The organism is Colwellia sp. KS18-150, assembly GCF_057551365.1.
On the sequence record NZ_BAAJMC010000036.1, the window covers coordinates 1 to 16,885 of the forward strand.

Annotated in this window: 14 protein-coding genes; 9 read left to right on the forward strand and 5 right to left on the reverse strand. The window is 37.2% G+C overall.

All coding sequences use genetic code 11. The annotated features are described in order from the left end of the window. Positions 1 to 408: 408 nt before the first annotated feature. Positions 409 to 621: a helix-turn-helix domain-containing protein gene (locus AC27IF_RS19975; RefSeq protein ID WP_487056113.1), complete on the reverse strand. Its 213-nt coding sequence runs from the start codon at positions 619 to 621 to the stop codon at positions 409 to 411. A gap of 152 nt (positions 622 to 773) precedes the next feature. Here AC27IF_RS19975 and AC27IF_RS19980 point away from each other — a divergent pair, with 152 nt between their 5' ends. The 5 genes from AC27IF_RS19980 to AC27IF_RS20000 all read left to right on the forward strand — a co-directional run bounded on the left by AC27IF_RS19980 (position 774) and on the right by AC27IF_RS20000 (position 5,121). Beyond that, a complete protein-coding gene (locus AC27IF_RS19980; protein WP_487056114.1) occupies positions 774 to 1,019 on the forward strand; it encodes a hypothetical protein in 246 nt (81 codons plus the stop codon). Next, a complete protein-coding gene (locus AC27IF_RS19985; protein ID WP_487056115.1) occupies positions 1,006 to 2,184 on the forward strand; it encodes an Arm DNA-binding domain-containing protein in 1,179 nt (392 codons plus the stop codon). Before AC27IF_RS19980 ends, AC27IF_RS19985 begins: the two co-directional genes overlap by 14 nt. Continuing rightward, positions 2,177 to 3,100, forward strand: a complete 924-nt coding sequence (locus AC27IF_RS19990; RefSeq protein WP_487056116.1) for an HD domain-containing protein — start codon at positions 2,177 to 2,179, stop codon at positions 3,098 to 3,100. Before AC27IF_RS19985 ends, AC27IF_RS19990 begins: the two co-directional genes overlap by 8 nt. A gap of 16 nt (positions 3,101 to 3,116) precedes the next feature. Beyond that, on the forward strand, positions 3,117 to 3,668 hold the full coding sequence (locus AC27IF_RS19995; protein ID WP_487056117.1) for a hypothetical protein: 552 nt from the start codon (positions 3,117 to 3,119) through the stop codon (positions 3,666 to 3,668). 88 nt (positions 3,669 to 3,756) lie between these two features. Next, positions 3,757 to 5,121: an AAA family ATPase gene (locus tag AC27IF_RS20000; protein ID WP_487056118.1), complete on the forward strand. Its 1,365-nt coding sequence runs from the start codon at positions 3,757 to 3,759 to the stop codon at positions 5,119 to 5,121. Positions 5,122 to 5,632: 511 nt separating this feature from the next. On the opposite strand, the gene AC27IF_RS20005 is transcribed toward AC27IF_RS20000, so the two are convergent. From AC27IF_RS20005 to AC27IF_RS20015, 3 genes are read right to left on the reverse strand one after another with little or no spacing between them, the layout of a single operon-like run. Continuing rightward, a complete protein-coding gene (locus tag AC27IF_RS20005; RefSeq protein WP_487056119.1) occupies positions 5,633 to 8,329 on the reverse strand; it encodes a hypothetical protein in 2,697 nt (898 codons plus the stop codon). Continuing rightward, a complete protein-coding gene (locus AC27IF_RS20010) occupies positions 8,322 to 9,536 on the reverse strand; it encodes an AGE family epimerase/isomerase (RefSeq protein ID WP_487056120.1) in 1,215 nt (404 codons plus the stop codon). Before AC27IF_RS20010 ends, AC27IF_RS20005 begins: the two co-directional genes overlap by 8 nt. Positions 9,537 to 9,557: 21 nt before the next feature. Beyond that, positions 9,558 to 10,751 (reverse strand): glycoside hydrolase family 130 protein, encoded by a 1,194-nt coding sequence (locus AC27IF_RS20015; protein ID WP_487056121.1) that lies wholly within the window; start codon positions 10,749 to 10,751, stop codon positions 9,558 to 9,560. 272 nt (positions 10,752 to 11,023) lie between these two features. On the opposite strand from AC27IF_RS20015, the gene AC27IF_RS20020 reads away from it, so the two are divergent. Beyond that, entirely contained in the window at positions 11,024 to 12,019 is a 996-nt protein-coding gene (locus tag AC27IF_RS20020; protein WP_487056122.1) for a LacI family DNA-binding transcriptional regulator, read from the forward strand. 59 nt (positions 12,020 to 12,078) lie between these two features. Here the strand turns inward: AC27IF_RS20020 and AC27IF_RS20025 are convergent, their stop codons facing one another. Then, entirely contained in the window at positions 12,079 to 13,548 is a 1,470-nt protein-coding gene (locus AC27IF_RS20025; RefSeq protein WP_487056123.1) for an MFS transporter, read from the reverse strand. Positions 13,549 to 13,831: 283 nt separating this feature from the next. Here AC27IF_RS20025 and AC27IF_RS20030 point away from each other — a divergent pair, with 283 nt between their 5' ends. The 3 genes from AC27IF_RS20030 to AC27IF_RS20040 all read left to right on the forward strand — a co-directional run. After that, positions 13,832 to 14,998 (forward strand): AGE family epimerase/isomerase, encoded by a 1,167-nt coding sequence (locus AC27IF_RS20030; protein WP_487056124.1) that lies wholly within the window; start codon positions 13,832 to 13,834, stop codon positions 14,996 to 14,998. Positions 14,999 to 15,018: 20 nt separating this feature from the next. After that, the gene (locus tag AC27IF_RS20035) at positions 15,019 to 16,389 is read left to right on the forward strand and encodes a phosphohexomutase domain-containing protein (protein ID WP_487056125.1); all 1,371 of its coding nucleotides are present in this window, start codon (positions 15,019 to 15,021) and stop codon (positions 16,387 to 16,389) included. A gap of 162 nt (positions 16,390 to 16,551) precedes the next feature. Further along, a partial coding sequence (locus AC27IF_RS20040; RefSeq protein WP_487056126.1) for an NUDIX hydrolase occupies positions 16,552 to 16,885 on the forward strand: 334 nt, incomplete at its 3' end.

Below are 16,885 nucleotides of genomic sequence, written 5' to 3' on the forward strand. Positions count from 1 at the left end.
ACCTTATTTTTAAGTCCATTTCTTTCATGACTTGGTTACCTATTTAACTAATACACTAAATATATATTAAGCTGAATCAAATCACAACAATTAACTGTATATCCATACAGTACAAGTGACGTTTGAAAGCAGTATTATCTGCCTTTAATGCTCTAATACACGAGTTGTACTTACTTAACTACATTAGGGTGAGAGGTAGGATATTATAAAAGCCCTTACTTATTTAGTATTTCAAAACTAAATTTTTTACATATCGTTTGTTACTTATATTACGACTCTGCAAGTGACGCAGGTACATACCTCTCGATAACATCTACAAAGTCCATGAGATAGTAGCCTTTCTTAGTTGTTCATATACATAAGTTAAATCACACACTTCGTTAACTTTCCCTACCCATTTAATTTTATCTAAATAGAATCAACAACCTTTCTTTCTAAAAGATCTTGTACATCACAATTAAATAATTCACATAATTTATCAATTGCATCTAAATCTATTCGCTGAGCAGTTTCTTTATACAACAAAGTAATTGTATTACGATTTAATCCTGTTTCTCTCGCCACATCCATAACTTTCATTTTTCTTTCGCCCATTAATCGAGCTAGATGACACTTAATCATTTTTCACCTTAAATATATTTATGTCATTTAAAATAGCATAAAATCATTGCAAATATCATTTTACGTGTTATTATGTTATTTAGAATGTCATTTTGATTACTAAAATGTCTTTTATGTATTCAGTTTAACATTAATCTAGGAGAAGATCGATTATGAAAACAAATCAAACCTTTTTAACCACATCAGAGTTATCAAAACTCATTAAATACGACAGTCGTACCATTCGTGATCGTTTAAAAGATTCAGTACTGCTTGAAGGTGTTCATTACATACGTCCTTTTGGTGGTCGAAAAATTTTATACATCTGGGAAGCTATTCAAAAGGATATTGGTAAAAAGTCGACTAATACGTTTGATATTCCAATGGCAAATGGAGGAGTAGCTCATGGGGTATATTAGAGTCAGAAAAGAAACGGGGAAGTTGTACTTTGACTTCAAATACAAAAACCTACGCTGTAGAGAGCAAACGGCATTGAGTGATACGCAAACTAACCGTAAGAAGTTAAAGAGCTTGTTAACTCAAATTGAAGCGCTCATTTTGGTGAATCAGTTTGATTATGCTAAGCAGTTTCCTCAAAGCAAGATGCTGCCAAAACTTGAACAGTCTCATAAAACGATGATTCAAGTTAACAATGGAACACCTAACTTTGAAGACTTTGCTAATACCTGGTTTGATGAAATGCAATCAAGTTGGCGCATTAGCTACAAGGAGAAAGTACGGCATATCTTAGATAACCGAATATTACCTCAGTTTGAAAAGGAAGATGTCGGCCAAATCACCAAAGCAGATTTAATGCAGTTTCGCGCACAGCTCGCCAAAGTCACGCGCAAAAACGGCAATTCACTTTCCGCTGGTCACATCAATAAGCATATGAAAATCTTAAGAATGATTTTGAATGAAGCAGCCGACCGTTATGATTTTACAACACCTTATCGCAATATTAAACCGCTTAAGGTGCCTAAAACCGACATTGCGCCATTCACGTTTGAGGAAGTTAACCTAATCCTCAGCACCGTTCGAGCTGATTTTGCTAATTATTTTTTATTACGCTTTTTTACCGGCTTAAGAACAGGAGAAATTAATGGTCTCAAGTGGCATTACGTAGATTTTGAAAATCGGCTTATTTTAGTACGGGAGTGTTTACTTAACGGCCGAACTGAGTACACCAAAAATGATGGTAGTTACCGTGAAATTCAAATGTCACAACCAGTATTTGATGCACTACGTAAGCAAGAGCTAGTAACTGGTGATTATGACTATGTTTTTACTAACAACAACGGTCAACCACTTGATAATAACAATGTTGCCAAACGTGTATGGCACCCTTTACTTCGAAACTTGGGTTTAGAGCCTCGCTCTCCCTATCAGTCCCGCCATACCAGTGCCACACTGTGGCTAGCATCAGGTGAATCCCCAGAATGGATTGCAAAGCAAATGGGGCATTCAACCACCATGATGCTATTTAGGGTCTATTCACGTTACGTACCAAACCTTACTCGCAAAGACGGCAGCGCATTTGAAAAGCTGCTTGAAACTTCACTTGAGGATTTAAATCATGACTAACTTACACTCTACCCAATTAATTCCAGCCACTGTAGAGCACTCAATTCAGCCATTATTAGCTGAGGTTGCTTCTTTTAAACGCTTTAAAGGTGCTTACAGTCTTGTAGGTAGCACTAAGCGTATTGATAAGTCTGGTAAAGCCTATTGGATAATTAAGCTTTCTGACATCAGCACGAGCATTAATGTGTATTGTTTTAATATGAATGAGTACGTTGAGCAGTTAACTTGCAACGCCATTGTCCATATTGAAGCGACCTTAAAATATGTTGATGGTCATCAGTATGTTCGCTGCGCTTTTTTACAAAGCTTGCCAAGTAAAGTGAGCAGAAAAGTATTAAGTATCAATTCACTGCCGAGTTGTTATTGTCCTGCCCCTGAAACGCTATTACAACTAAAAACCTTGGTTGATAGTCTTTCTTCACGTCATTTAACACGTTTTTTATCAGATTTGTTTGTGGGCAATGATATTGGCATTAACTTCCTGCAATGTCCTGCCAGCCTGAGGCACCATCACAATTTTTCCGGTGGTCTACTTACTCACAGCGTTGATGTTGCTAATAGACTGTTATGTGAGAATCAGTTTAAGGGCGTTGAGCGTGATATTGCCATTGTTGCTGCATTGATTCATGACATTGGTAAAACAAGAACCTTATCCCCCACTGGTCACAGAACACATTTAGGCACTGTGGTTGACCATGATGAGTTAACACTAGAGATATGCGCTAAAGCATTTGTAAGACTTGATAAATTTGAGCCACAAAGTTCATTAATGCTGCGTCATATTCTCACCTGTTCCAGTCCAGGGAGTCGCTATGGCTATAAAGCAATAACGCCTATTGCCTCAAAGCTTCAACTGGCGGACAAGGCCAGTGCTTCAACACACCTTGCATCAACTACACTTGCACAAATCGCTTAATCTTAGGAGATAAATCATGACAAACTTATCTTTATCAAATGAAAAATATACGCCTTCAGCGAGCAGCGTGATTAAAGTAATCAGTGATAACAATCCTGATTTACTAAGTAAAGACCAATGGGCGATTAAGCATGAAGATAAACTGCCAGAGCTCTGGGCAATGCAGTACACGACAGAGCGAGATAAACAGTACTCAAACTACCTTGATGAGATAGAAAGTGCTGTTCTAGCACACCAACAAGAGATTGAATTGACTGACATTAAGTGCAAACGAAATGCAACATTCTCTCAAATTCTGGTGACTATGCAGACAACGCCTTTTATGAGTGGTATGCAATTAGTACTGAAAACCAGCAATGGCGATGAAGTCACTTTGTGCTCATTAAAGGATTTAAAGGAAGTATTTAATGTAGAGTTAACGTTTGAAGACCAGAAAATTAACTTTGCACAAGCGTTAAATCATCGTATTCCTGGTTTTTGTTTACCGTCAGGTCAACAGTTGTTGTTAAGGGTCTCCGGAGGCATTTTGCTCACCGACAACATTTTGCTGTTTGCTTCCTACTCATAAAGGCTTATCTCAATTGAGACAGTATGAATACGGATGCTGTCTCACCCTGCCCTTTTTATATTTTCTCTTCTTCACAGAGGTATTTCATATGAATCAAGTAACACCACTCAAGTTTGATTATTGTCATTTTAACGCACTCCTTGAGATAGATAATTTAAAGCGTCATGACATGATGTTCTTAATTACCCCATTCTCACTGGCACTCGCTTGTTGTTATATCGATGATGACAAACACTTGCAGGACATTATTAGTTTTATGAGCTTTAAGCAGCAAAGAGTATTTGCAGCGTTAATTAAAACCGTACAACTGCTGCCACCTAATCCTGAGCTTGTCGTCGATGTACAACAAATGATAATGAGCATAGTCGAGCGCTCAGGACAAACAATGTCGGTATTGGCTACCGTTGCCGACATTATAGGTATTAACGTGAGTAAAGAATCGAATGAACTAAAAAGTAGAAAAACTCAATCTACACAAAATTGTGTAAAGAGAAGTAATTCAGCCCCTATTTTTTCAATGAAAAAGTTAAAAAACGAAGTAAAACATCGAAAAACCAAAGATATGCAAACATTTTCAACACTCATAGAGCAAGGACCAAGAAAAACGCTTTATTATGCCAATAAAAACACAACGAGCTCATTATCATCTTTAGCAAAATCATTTCCAAACTTTCAACGTGTTATTGACCAAGTGATTGCTGCCTGCCAAGTAAGTCAATTAACCAATACGCCACTATCTTTACCGGCCATTAATTTACAGGGTCACCCAGGTATTGGTAAAACACAATTTGTTAGCGCCTTAGCAAAAGCATTACAGTTAGAGTTTTTTACCATTAACGCAGCAGCCATGACTGGTCGGTTTGAGCTGTGTGGTGGCAATCCACAATATGGTGATTCAGACCTAGGCGCAATAGGTAGAATTATGTGCTTTGAGGCAAAGTCATTTCAGCCAATTATCCTCATTGATGAGCTGTGTATGGCAAAAGACAATCCCCAAGACAGCATTATTCAGCCGCTTTACTCTTTTTTTGAAAGAGAGCAACGAAAATGCTTTAAAGAAAACTTTCTGAATCTTGAACTAGATTTATCAGGCTGCATTATCTTCACCACCACGAATGATTTTGAATCATTAAAGCCTGCATTAAAATCACGTTTAGTTAATATGGAGATAGAGCCGCCAACACCTGAGCACATGAAAGCGATAACTGAAAACATGTATAAACATTGCCTAGATGATATGAAACTATCACCTTACTTTAGCGACAAGCTTTCATCAATATTGCTCTCAACATTATGCCATCTTCCTCCGCGGAATGTTATAGAAGAGTTAAGGTTAGCTATTGGGAAAGCATGTGTTCGGGCTAATGAATCAAACCTTGTCGTTTTGGAGTTAAGCGACTTAAATTTATTAAGCAATGAGGAAAACCAAAATCAACCTAATAAAGTTCACTAAGAAACTAGCAAGTAAATTTAAAAGGTTCTGTGCAAGTATAAAGACTAATCTAATACTCAAAACATGTTGTTGGCTAGAGTTGCTGCTACTTGTGCTAGATTGCAAAGGTTTACCACAGCCGAATAAAGTCAGGCATATTAAGCCAGCGTAAATATAACGGTATTTTTTCACAAGTGTCATGATTAGTACTCGGTAATTAAAAATTAATGATAACTAATAGACGGAATAAAAGCTTATAGCCCTTATTTTTATTAAAAATAACCTTATTGTTCAAAACACAACAATAGTATGACTGTCCCTTGAGTTAAAAACTACCTCACTCATGGATATGGCTAATCTAGCTAAGAAGTATCCGTAAAGAGTAAAGCTACCCTAAGCCACTTCAGTTTTAAACTACTACTGAGCGTTTAACTGTTGTTATAGAGCCTTAGGGAGCTATCGTTGATTAACAAGAAAAAGTTAAAAACTTATAGACATAAAATACTATTACCGTCATCGTATATAAGAATAACTATTTTAGTTTTTCATTATAATTGGAAATTATTTCTAAGGTACTTTCATCAGAAGCAAAAACAGTATTTAGACCTTGTGGCTCTTGAGCTGGATCGCCTAAATAATCATCGCCTAGCTGCCATTGACCATAATGCTCAGGGTTGGCGCGGCCAAAACCACCATATGCCCAAAAATTAAGACCCGCTAAATAACCTTCTTGCTCTTTATTCATTAATACCTGTTGGAAGATTTCAGTAAAAAATTGATCACGATAATCCGTAGAATTAAGTGGTGATAAACTTTCTAAATGACGAGGAAAGCCAAACTCAGATAAAACAATGGGTTTATTCAGGCTTTCAGCAACACCTATGTGTTCAAACATATATTGTTTAGCTTTATCAATCGCTATTTGAGTTGAAGCCGCTTGGCTATTTTTATCATACCAAGACCAATTCTTTGGCCAAACATGCATAGTAAGATAGTCAATATCGCTATTATCATGAAGTGTTTTATAGATCTCGACACTATTTAAGCTACCTGCTGCTCCTTCATTGCCGGTAGAGATCAGCTGTTTGGGAGCTAATTTTGCCATTAAAGCTACCGAAGTATCTAGCCAACGTTTAAAGGCTGGCAAATTATCTTTAGCAAAAACCCTAGGCTCATTAGCCAGCTGCCAAGACATAATGGTGGCGTCGTCTTTGTATAACTCACCCGTTAAACTATTAGTACGGGTAAGTATAGTTTCCACATGTTGATAAAAGTCTTGAGTACAAGGCAAGCAGGCATGAAACTGCTTGGTATATGACATATAATCATCCCAACTCACTCCTTCTTTAAAAGGGTTCGGTACATCACCATAACCATGCCAGTTTAAATACTGCGACATACCGCCTGACCAAATCCAGTTATTAGTCAAATACAGTACTGCAACCATATCGCGCTTTTTCATTTCAACTAACAAATAATCTAACCCTTCAAGCAAGGTTTGGTCATATTCCCCTGGCGAGAGCTGTAAAGCAGGTTTAATTACAGAGTCACCTTTGCCACCGTCTGCACCTACCAGTATTCTTAAGTTTGTCACACCATGTTCTTGCAACTGATCAAGCTCGCGATGTAAACGTTGACGATCGCCGTTTTTAGCAGCGATTAATGGCCCATACCAATAGTTTGTACCAATAAAATGATAAGGCTTACCATTACGATAAAACAGCCCTCTTTTTACCGCAACAAAACTATCATCAGCTTTTTCCAGCGTTATTGAAATTACATTTGAAGGTCTAGATTGACCACTTTCGTTTATTGCAATAATTCTATAGTCATAACGCTTTCCTGCGACTAATTGCGCGTTATCTTGAAACAAAACACTTGTTTGTGGATCGAAACGATTTTGACCATCGGAAATGCTCTCTGCAATAACCTGCCAGTTATCATCCGTACTCAATTTGCGTTCAATCGTATAACTTCGCCCCAACGGTGCTCCCATCCAAGTCAACTTTCTATCAGCAGAAATAGCTCTAAACTTGGGAGCTTGAGGTTTAGCTAAAGGTGGCGCTTCTGTTAAGCCATTCATTTGCGCCTGCGCTTTTCTTACCAGCTGAGTAACTTGTAGTTCTTCATTGACGTCGCCGTCAGCAAAGCCTGGTAAATGGTAACTATAATAAGGACCATTTCCTTCTCTATGCCAATAAAAGCCACCGTTATGTCTGTGTCCTCTATAACCCCAAATAAAAGCACCAACAGCTTTGGCGCCATCAACGTCATGATGAATAGCCGTTTGCATAATATCGTCCAACCCTTGATAAGGCTTAAGACCATATTCACCCACTAAATAAGCTTTTCGACCAGCAATTTTAGTTAAATCATTAACAATAGTTTCGGGTTTATTATTGTCATTAACCGTGTAGAAATGATTGTTAATAATATCAACATTTTCATCATTTAAGGAATGCTCTAAAATTGATAAGTAATTACCATCGACCACCAGCTGGTTTGGCGCTAGTGATTTAATGTGCGCCGCGGTGACGCGAACAAAATCAGCGGTACTATCTTTTAACTCATTGCCAGTTTCCCACGCCATAATGGCTTTTTCTTGATAATAATAACGGCCAGTAATGGTATTTTTACGGTTAATAACTTGCTTAATAATATTTAGATAAGCAGCAAATGTTTTACTATTAATATCATAAAAATCATCTGAACTTTCACTGTAAAAGGCAGCTAGCTGTTCGCGGCCACCCCACCACCACCAATGGTCAATAAAAGGTAGTATCAAACGAAGCTTATGTTCGCTTGCATGAGCAATCATTTGATCATAAACCACCATAGCTTGCTCATTTAACTGTGGCATACCATTAGTTGTTAATGGTCTTAGAATATGAGTCTCTCGCTGACACGCTTTATCATCATCGTGTTCAACAGAGAGTACATAAATTCTTGTGGCTTTATGACCCGTACCTACGAGTGACTTAATCCAGTTTTCTTGCTCATCAGAAGTCGGCCATTTAAAATATTGCCCCCAGCCACGGCTATCTGCTTTACAGGTACCTTTACTGTCATCTTCAATGCGGTGTAGTTCTGGGGCATTAAAGCCTGCAAAACGAAAGTTTTCTGTACCATCTTTTAATTGATGGCCATCACGAGTAATATAGTTTTCAAAATCAGCTGACAATACCAGTGACGAACATAAACAAAATATTGTGCCAATAAACTTATACATTATCCACTTCTCCTATGACATTAAATAACTTCACTACTTCCATCATAGCGCGACCATTATGGTAAGGCGCTTTCCAAAACCCCGCCTTATACATTGAAGTATGGCTAGTACTGTCGATACTTGCTATCCAGTGCCATTCTCCACCTAAAGGATCAATATGGTATGACTGTATAAACCGCCAAATTTTTTCGCAAATCGCCAAGTATTTATCTTGTTTTGTTAAATGGTAAGCATTGAGAAAGCCAACTAGCGCTTCGGCTTGTACCCACCAGTGGCTTTCTTCATGACGAATTTTTTCATCAATTTCATATTCGTCACATACTTGTTCATGCTTACCGATAGACTCAACTAAACACGTTTCCGCCAAGGCGATAATAGTATGACGATATGAGTCTATTCTTGCTTTATCACCTAATATCTCTACTGCTTCCCAGATAAGCCAACTTGCCTCTATATCATGCCCATAGGAAATAGTGCGTGATAAATCATTCCATTGCATATCAAAGAACAATCTTAAATGGTTATTCTCTTTATTGATTATATGCAGATCAAAGATATCAAGTACGTGCTCTAACGCTTCTTTAACATCTTCCTCAGGTAATATGGCATACAATGCACTGTAAGCTTCAAGTACATGTAAATGCGTATTCATCGATTTAGGCGCATTTAAATCTTTGTCGCTCAAACGTAAATCATCAATTACCTGCCATTCTTGAGTGTAAGCTTCTATATAGCCGCCTAGTTTTCGATCACGTGCATGTGCTTCGATTAGATCAAAATAGCTTTTAGCCTTACTCAATGCCAATTTATTACCTGTCAGCTTGTAATAAGCAGAAAAAGCATAAATACAAAAACTTAGTGCATAGGTTTGTTTTTTACCATCCACCAACACGCCTGAAGCTGATACTTCCCAGAAAGCGCCACCAAATTTAGTATCATCAAAATGCTTTAATAAATAATCAAAAGCTCTATTTGCCGCTTCTGTATATTTGGCTTCATCACTAAACAGTGCTTTTTCACTGTAAAACCATAAAATTCGACTATTTTGTACAATACCTTTATTAGCCTCGCTTACAACTTCTCCAGAAAAATCAACTTGTCCCGCAAAACCACCATACTTATGATCAAAGGTTTTATCTAACCACCATTGACCAATACTATTTAACTCTGAGGTAATGGAATGTTTATCAAACACTAAGTTTTCCATAATGAATAATTCCTTAATTTATTATTTCGCAGTGTAAGCAGAATTTTTAGCAATTAAGGTATTAATTGCCTGTACAGATGTTGCAGAGCGTAAACCGTCTTCTGGGGTGTTTTGACAATAATCGACTAATTGCGCAATGGAAGTAGTCGCAACATGCATACGCGTATCTGAAGAGGCATAATAAATATTAATATTACCTTCATCATCAGCAATCCAACCATTACTAAAGACAACGTTAGACACATCACCAACTCGCTCACTTCCTTCTGGTGCGATTAAGTGGCCAGCAGGTTTATGAGTGACTTTCCAAGGCTCATTTAAGTCTGTCATAAATGCATATAACACATAACGTAATCCTGCCGCCGTGTTTCGTACACCATGGGCAAGATGTAACCAACCTTCTGCCGTTTTAATTGGTGCCGGTCCTTGACCATTTTTCACTTCATTAATGGTGTGATAGGTTTTACTATCAACTATCACTTCGTCTTTAATTTCAGCATTTTCCATAGAGTCACTTAAACCCCAACCAATGCCGCCACCGCCGCCAACACTGATAAAACCATCTTGTGGACGAGTAAATAGCGCATACTTACCATCAACAAATTCAGAGTGTAAGACTACATTTCGCTGCTGGCCTGAGTAAGTGATCAAATCAGGAAGTCTTTCCCAGTTCACTAAATCTTTTGTGCGCGCAATACCACATTGTGCTTCAGCAGCACTGGTATTTTCCATTTGAGTTTTATCTTTCCTTTCAGTGCAAAATAGACCGTAAATATAACCATCTTCATGAGCAGTTAAGCGCATATCATAAACATTCGTGTCTGGATTTTCGGTTTCAGGTAAAGTTATCGGGTTAGACCAAAAACGGAAATTATCAATGCCGTTATCACTTTCAGCTACTGCAAAATATGATTTTCGGTCATTACCTTCGACTCTCACAACAATGAGGTACTTACCGTTTAACATAATAGCACCAGAGTTCAACGTAGCATTAACACCAATCCGTTCAAGCAGCATAGGATTGGTATCCTCGTTAAAGTCATACCGCCAATCTAAAGGTATATGATCACGTGTGACAATAGGATTTTCCCAACGTTGAAAAATGCCATTATATTGTTTACTTGGATTATTCTTTAACGTTAATAATTGCTCACTTTCATCAAGCAGTGTCGCTCTTTTATTTTGAAAAGACTGTTCTTCAATTTTCGCCATCATACTATTCTCTTATCTACCTAATTCTTTAATGTTTATAGGAACACGATTAGTCCTAAATTCTACACTTATGAACCGAAGTTAAAATATGTCTAAACGTAGTTCAGTACTAACTTCATAGCTCCTGTCTTTCTAAACGTCAGTCACCATACAAACTATGAACCGGTTCACGCAAGTAATTTACCCGTTTTATATTATTTTTACTAGTAATATTTTATTTATGTTGTAAAAATAAGGTAGAAATTAATGCGAAGATGTTTATTTAAGGAAATTTCATGAGTACTATCAGAGACGTTGCCAAAGAATCAGGCTTGTCAACAGGCACAATTTCAAAGGCACTTAGTGCACCTGACACGGTGTCTCCAAAAAACTTAAGAAAAGTACAAAAAGCAATAGAAAAGTTAAATTACAAACCGAATATGCTATCGCAAAAATTTCGTAATAAACAATCAAATTCAATTATTGTTTTAGTGCCAGATATTGCCAACTTATTTTTCGCACAAGTAATAAGTGGGATTGAATATGTCGCTCAAAAGCAAGGCTATAGTGTGTTATTAGGAGACACAAGAGATGACATAAAGCGTGAACAAGAGTTTGTTAATATGGTGGAAACTCGGCTAGCCGATGGTATTATAAATTTACGTCCCTATATTGAGGGTGATTCTTTACCTCCTAGTAAAGACGTTATAACTGTAAGCGCAGGTAGTTGTGAAAATACACCCTACCCCTCTGTAAGAATTGATAATACAGGGGCTAGTCAAAGAGTAGTAGAGCATCTTATTTCACTTGGCCACACTCGAATTGGTGTTATTTCAGGTTTAGCGAAAAATCCCCATACTATAGACAGACTTTTAGGTTATAAAAATGCTTTATCTAAAGCAGGCATTAACTTTGATGAAGAACTAATATTTGAAGGTGACTTTACCTATTGGTCTGGTTTGAGTGCCTCAGAATACTTCTCACGAATGGATGAAGAAAAACCAACCGCAATTTTTTCTATGAATGATGAAATGGCTATATCAGCAATAAAAGGCTTTATTAACCATGGACTACGGATTCCTGAAGATATTTCAATTACAGGCTTCGATGATCGTAATGTTTCTAAATACCTAAACCCTGCACTAACCACAGTGGCACAACCTGCAGAAAAAATCGGAGAAAAATCAGCCGAATTATTATTACAACTCATTGAGGGTAAAAAACCTAGTCAAACAGAGTGTGTGCTCCCTTATGACTTTATTATCAGAGAAAGCACGGCAATTAAACAGTAGATTAAAAAGGGTGTTAAGATTATTTAATTTAACACCCTATGATTAACATCAAGCTGTTATTATGATAATTCTGCCGAAGGTTTTACTATATTTGGCTCCGACAGACTTTTCGGTGAGTCTTCTATGCTTCCCTGGTTTGTTAGAGTAATTCCTTTACGTAAATTATCATTGATACTCTCAACAATATCGTCAGTTAAACTATAAAAATAAACAAATATTCCAGAGAGAAGCGCACCTATTGCAGGTAAATAACTTACCATGATACGGATACCTTCTTTTGCTGTTTCTGTTTGTTCAACATTAGCTTCATATCCATAAAAAGCTAAAGTCCAACCAGTCACAGCTCCCCCTAATGTCCAGCCCATTTTCTGTGCAAATGAAGCTGAAGAAAAGATCAAGCCCGTTGAACGTCTACCCGTAGTATATTCAGAGTAATCTGCTGTATCAGCATACATAGCCCAAAGTAAAGGGAAGATAATGCCTGCACATAAACTTATAATAATTTGTGATGCAATAATTAACCAAACTTGTGTAGCTGAGAAATAAAATACAAACACACTAAGTATTGCCGCAATAAACATTGCATACATAAAAGTATTTCTTTTCCCTATAATCGAAGATACTGGCTTAGCAAGCATAACACCGACTAAATTTGCTGCTTGACCAATCACGAGATAAGTCGCAACTAAGCTAAATGAGACACCAAAAATATCTACATTATCAACACTGAGGTAATATTTAATATAAAATATAGCCGCACCATCACGGATACTGTTGAAAATCAGAGTAGATAGAGCTGCACCTAATAAAATGAACCAGTGTTTATTTTTTGCTAAATTTTTCAAATCAGATTTAAGAGAATTTTTTTGCTCTTTAGGTGGCTGGACGCGCTCTTTGGTCCAGGCAAAGGTAAGATAGAATAATATTGAGCACAAGAGTCCATAAACCATAACGGTATACATCCATCCTGCTTGCAAATCAGGCTCTATACCTCCTAAATTACTAAAGTAATCTAGTAGTGGTTCAACCATAGCGACTGATGCCATGCCACCAGCAAATGCAAACACCATACGAAACGAGGCTAACGTTGTCCTATCTTCACTGTGCGATGACATTACCCCTAATAAGGACCCATAAGGAACATTGACGATTGTATAGGCTACCATCATTAGCGAATAGGTAATATAAGCATAAATAATTTTATATTCCATTGCCCAATTAGGTGTAGTAAATGTTAATACACCAACAATACCAAATGGAATAGCACCAAAGACAATATACGGTCTAAATTTCCCCCAGCGTGTCGTAGTTCTATCTGCAAGGATACCTACAAGAGGATCCGTTACCGCGTCCCAAATTCTAACAACTAAGAACATAGTGCCAACTGCTGCAGCGCCCATACCAAAGACATCGGTATAAAAAATCAATAAATACATGGAGAATAATCTCCAGAACATTGATGAGGCAAAATCACCAAAACCGTAGGCTATTTTCTCTCTCAATGCTGGCCTACTTTCACTTAAACTCATACTGTCTACGTCCTATAATAATTAATCACAACCGATAACACTTTCAAAAAAGGCATTTTAAAACTTTACCGCCAACCAGCGCCATACCGAACCGGTTCAACCACAACATACTATCCAAAATCATCTATAGGGTCAACATTACTAGTAACTCTCGTTGAAAAAATGAAATAGCCAATCCACTTAAATAAAATCAACTTGAACCGGTTCAAAAACTGTGGAATAATTATTATTTAATCACTCTGAGTAACTCAGAAAGACCATTAAAATTACTGGAATATTTATAATGAACAATGAACTACCTGTAGTAATCAAGAACTATGTAGATTGGCTAGCATGCTCAGCTCTCCCGCTTTGGAGTTCAAAAGGTGTCGATAATGAAGGGGCCAGTATAGAGCAATTCTCAGTAAACGGCTTGCCTGACTTAAAAAGTAATAAACGTATCCGAGTACAAGCTAGACAGATGTTCGTTTTTAGTGCTGCGGCTCAAGAGGGCTGGATTGACAATGGTTTTGATCTAGTTGCCTCGCTAGAGAGTTTCTGCCAAAAATATGCAAATATTCCTGAAAAATCTCATTATGCTCACATCTTAAATGCAAATAATATCATTATTAACCCAAATAATGATCTCTATGATATTGCCTTCTTTCTCTTGGCCTATGCATGGCGATATCATGTGTTTAACGATTTAAATGCACTAAAAAAAGCGAATCAGTTACTCAATACCATGGATAAGAATTTAAAAGAAGCCCCAGGTGGCTGGATGGAAGGAGATTATACTAGTGAGTACCGTCGTCAGAATCCACACATGCACCTTTTTGAAGCCTTCTTAACACTTTATCAATTCACTAAAGATGGTAAATGGCTTGCTAAAGCTGGTGAAGTATTTTGTTTATTTGAAACCATATTTTTTGACCATAAAAATAAGGTTCTGTTGGAGTATTTTACTGATGACTGGAAAGTAGCGCCGAGTGAAGTGGGTGAAATTGTTGAGCCTGGACATATGATGGAATGGGTATGGTTACTTAGACAATACCAAAAGTTCACGCAAGCACCAGTAGATGAGTACTGCCACGTATTATACCATAACGCTTTAAAGTTAGGCTTAGATAGGTCAAGTAACTTATTATTTGATGCCGTAAACCTTTCTGGTGTAGTAACGAAACCATCTAAACGGTGTTGGCCAATGACAGAGTGGATCAAGGCAAGTTTAGCCCAGGCTGAGTTTACTACTCATGAAGATAGTTACCCTTATACTGATGATAGTATTACCGCTATAAATTCACTATCACAACACTATTTAACATCCCCTCATCAAGGTCAGTATATTGACAGCTTAGATCAAGATAACCAAGTATTAAGTGATAATGCCCCTGCAAGTACATTGTATCACTTGGTCGTTGCTGGTTTAGAAGCGCAAAAGTTTGCAACTAAGTTTCACCTTTTTAAGTAAAATGATATTAGAGATTATTTATGTTACAAAACAACCCAGAATTAACCTGTTTTAAAACTTATGATGTTCGCGGCATCGTACCAAGCGAATTAAACCCTGAGATTGCATACAGGATTGGCCGAGCATATGCTCAAGTATTTTCTCCATCTGTAGTCGTTATTGGTAATGATATACGTTTATCAGGTCCTGATTTATCAAAAGCATTAACTCAAGGCTTACTTGATAGTAATGTTGATGTGATTGACATTGGTGAATGCGGTACAGAAGAAATATACTTTTCGGTTCCCTTTTTAGAAGCCGATGGTGGTATTTGCATCACCGCTAGTCATAACCCTGCCAATTATAATGGCATGAAATTTGTTGGCAAAGAATCTAAGCCAATCAGTGCTGATAATGGGTTATTAAAAATAAAGTCACTGGCTGAGCAAGCAAACTTCACTACGCCTAGATTAATCGGAACCTTATCAACAAAAGAAACAAGAAAAGACTATATAGAAAAACTAATGTCTTTTATCAATCTTGACAATGTCAAACCACTTACAATAGTCGCTAACCCTGGCAACGGAGGTGCAGGTGCCATTATTAATGCCATAGAATCTCAATTGCCATTTACCTTCAAAAAGCTTCATTTTACCCCTGACGGTAACTTTCCAAACGGTGTTCCTAACCCTTTATTACCAGAAAATAGACAAGATACCTATAAGGCGGTTACCTGTCATAACGCAGATTTTGGCATAGCATGGGATGGTGACTTTGACCGTTGCTTTTTCTTTGATGAAAAAGGACAGTTTATTGAAGGTTATTATATTGTTTCTTTATTAGCTAAAATTATGCTCGACAAATCACCAGAAGAAAAAATAATATATGATCCTCGGTTATACTGGGCAACGTTAGAAACAATTAGTAAAGCAAACGGACAAGCTGTTGTGAGCAAAACAGGCCATGCATTTATTAAACAGAGCATGAGAACAGAAAACGCTTTATATGGCGGAGAAATGAGTGCTCACCATTACTTCCGTGATTTTTACTACTGTGATAATGGCAGTATCCCGTGGTTATTAATCGCAGAGCTCATTTCAACATCAGGAAAAAAACTCTCGGAGCTTGTTGCTGACTTAACTCGTAGCTTCCCATGTAGTGGCGAGATCAATTTAACAGTCAAAGACAGTCAGCATATAATTCAGAAACTAAGTAACCGCTATCAAAGTAATGCCGAAAGTGTCGACTATACAGACGGTATTGGCATAAACTTCAAACAATGGCGTTTTAATGTTCGAAGTTCCAATACTGAGCCACTACTACGAGTGAATATCGAAACAAGAGGTAATCAATCTTTATTAACTCAGAAAACATCTGAATTAATTGAATTTATTAACCAAGAGGATAATTAGGAGTTTTTCAACTAAATGTTCAAACTAAGTAGTGAGTCCCCTAACCTCACTACATCCCCCACAATTAGCGAGCTTACTATGTTCAACTACTGCCCTAAATGCACAACAAACAACATTTCCTTTATAAATGGACATTTTTTCTCGTGTTCTGAATGTGATTTTTTGTATTACCATAATGCAGCAGCTTCGGTTGCAGCTATTATTGAGTACAAAGATGAAGTCTTGTTTACTGTGAGGGCTAAAGAGCCTGGAATTGGTTTACTCGATTTGCCTGGTGGATTTGTTGATCATAATGAGAGCTTAGAACACGCTTTATCCAGAGAGATATTTGAAGAGTTATCCTTTAACATATCCCCGAAACAATTTAATTATTTTACCTCAGAGCCAAACACATATAACTATCAAAATATAAAATACAATACCTTAGACTCAATATTTACGATTAAAGTAGAGAGTAAGCCGACAATAACTTGTGAGTCATCCGAAGTTATAAAAG

Coding starts and splice junctions, on each gene's coding strand:
- AC27IF_RS19985 (WP_487056115.1), top strand. CDS start 1,006: ATGGGGTATATTAGAGTCAGAAAAGAAACGGGGAAGTTGTACTTTGAC.
- AC27IF_RS19980 (WP_487056114.1), top strand. CDS start 774: ATGAAAACAAATCAAACCTTTTTAACCACATCAGAGTTATCAAAACTC.
- AC27IF_RS20010 (WP_487056120.1), bottom strand. CDS start 9,536: ATGGAAAACTTAGTGTTTGATAAACATTCCATTACCTCAGAGTTAAAT.
- AC27IF_RS19995 (WP_487056117.1), top strand. CDS start 3,117: ATGACAAACTTATCTTTATCAAATGAAAAATATACGCCTTCAGCGAGC.
- AC27IF_RS20020 (WP_487056122.1), top strand. CDS start 11,024: ATGAGTACTATCAGAGACGTTGCCAAAGAATCAGGCTTGTCAACAGGC.
- AC27IF_RS20000 (WP_487056118.1), top strand. CDS start 3,757: ATGAATCAAGTAACACCACTCAAGTTTGATTATTGTCATTTTAACGCA.
- AC27IF_RS20015 (WP_487056121.1), bottom strand. CDS start 10,751: ATGATGGCGAAAATTGAAGAACAGTCTTTTCAAAATAAAAGAGCGACA.
- AC27IF_RS20030 (WP_487056124.1), top strand. CDS start 13,832: ATGAACAATGAACTACCTGTAGTAATCAAGAACTATGTAGATTGGCTA.
- AC27IF_RS19975 (WP_487056113.1), bottom strand. CDS start 621: ATGATTAAGTGTCATCTAGCTCGATTAATGGGCGAAAGAAAAATGAAA.
- AC27IF_RS19990 (WP_487056116.1), top strand. CDS start 2,177: ATGACTAACTTACACTCTACCCAATTAATTCCAGCCACTGTAGAGCAC.
- AC27IF_RS20025 (WP_487056123.1), bottom strand. CDS start 13,548: ATGAGTTTAAGTGAAAGTAGGCCAGCATTGAGAGAGAAAATAGCCTAC.
- AC27IF_RS20005 (WP_487056119.1), bottom strand. CDS start 8,329: ATGTATAAGTTTATTGGCACAATATTTTGTTTATGTTCGTCACTGGTA.
- AC27IF_RS20035 (WP_487056125.1), top strand. CDS start 15,019: ATGTTACAAAACAACCCAGAATTAACCTGTTTTAAAACTTATGATGTT.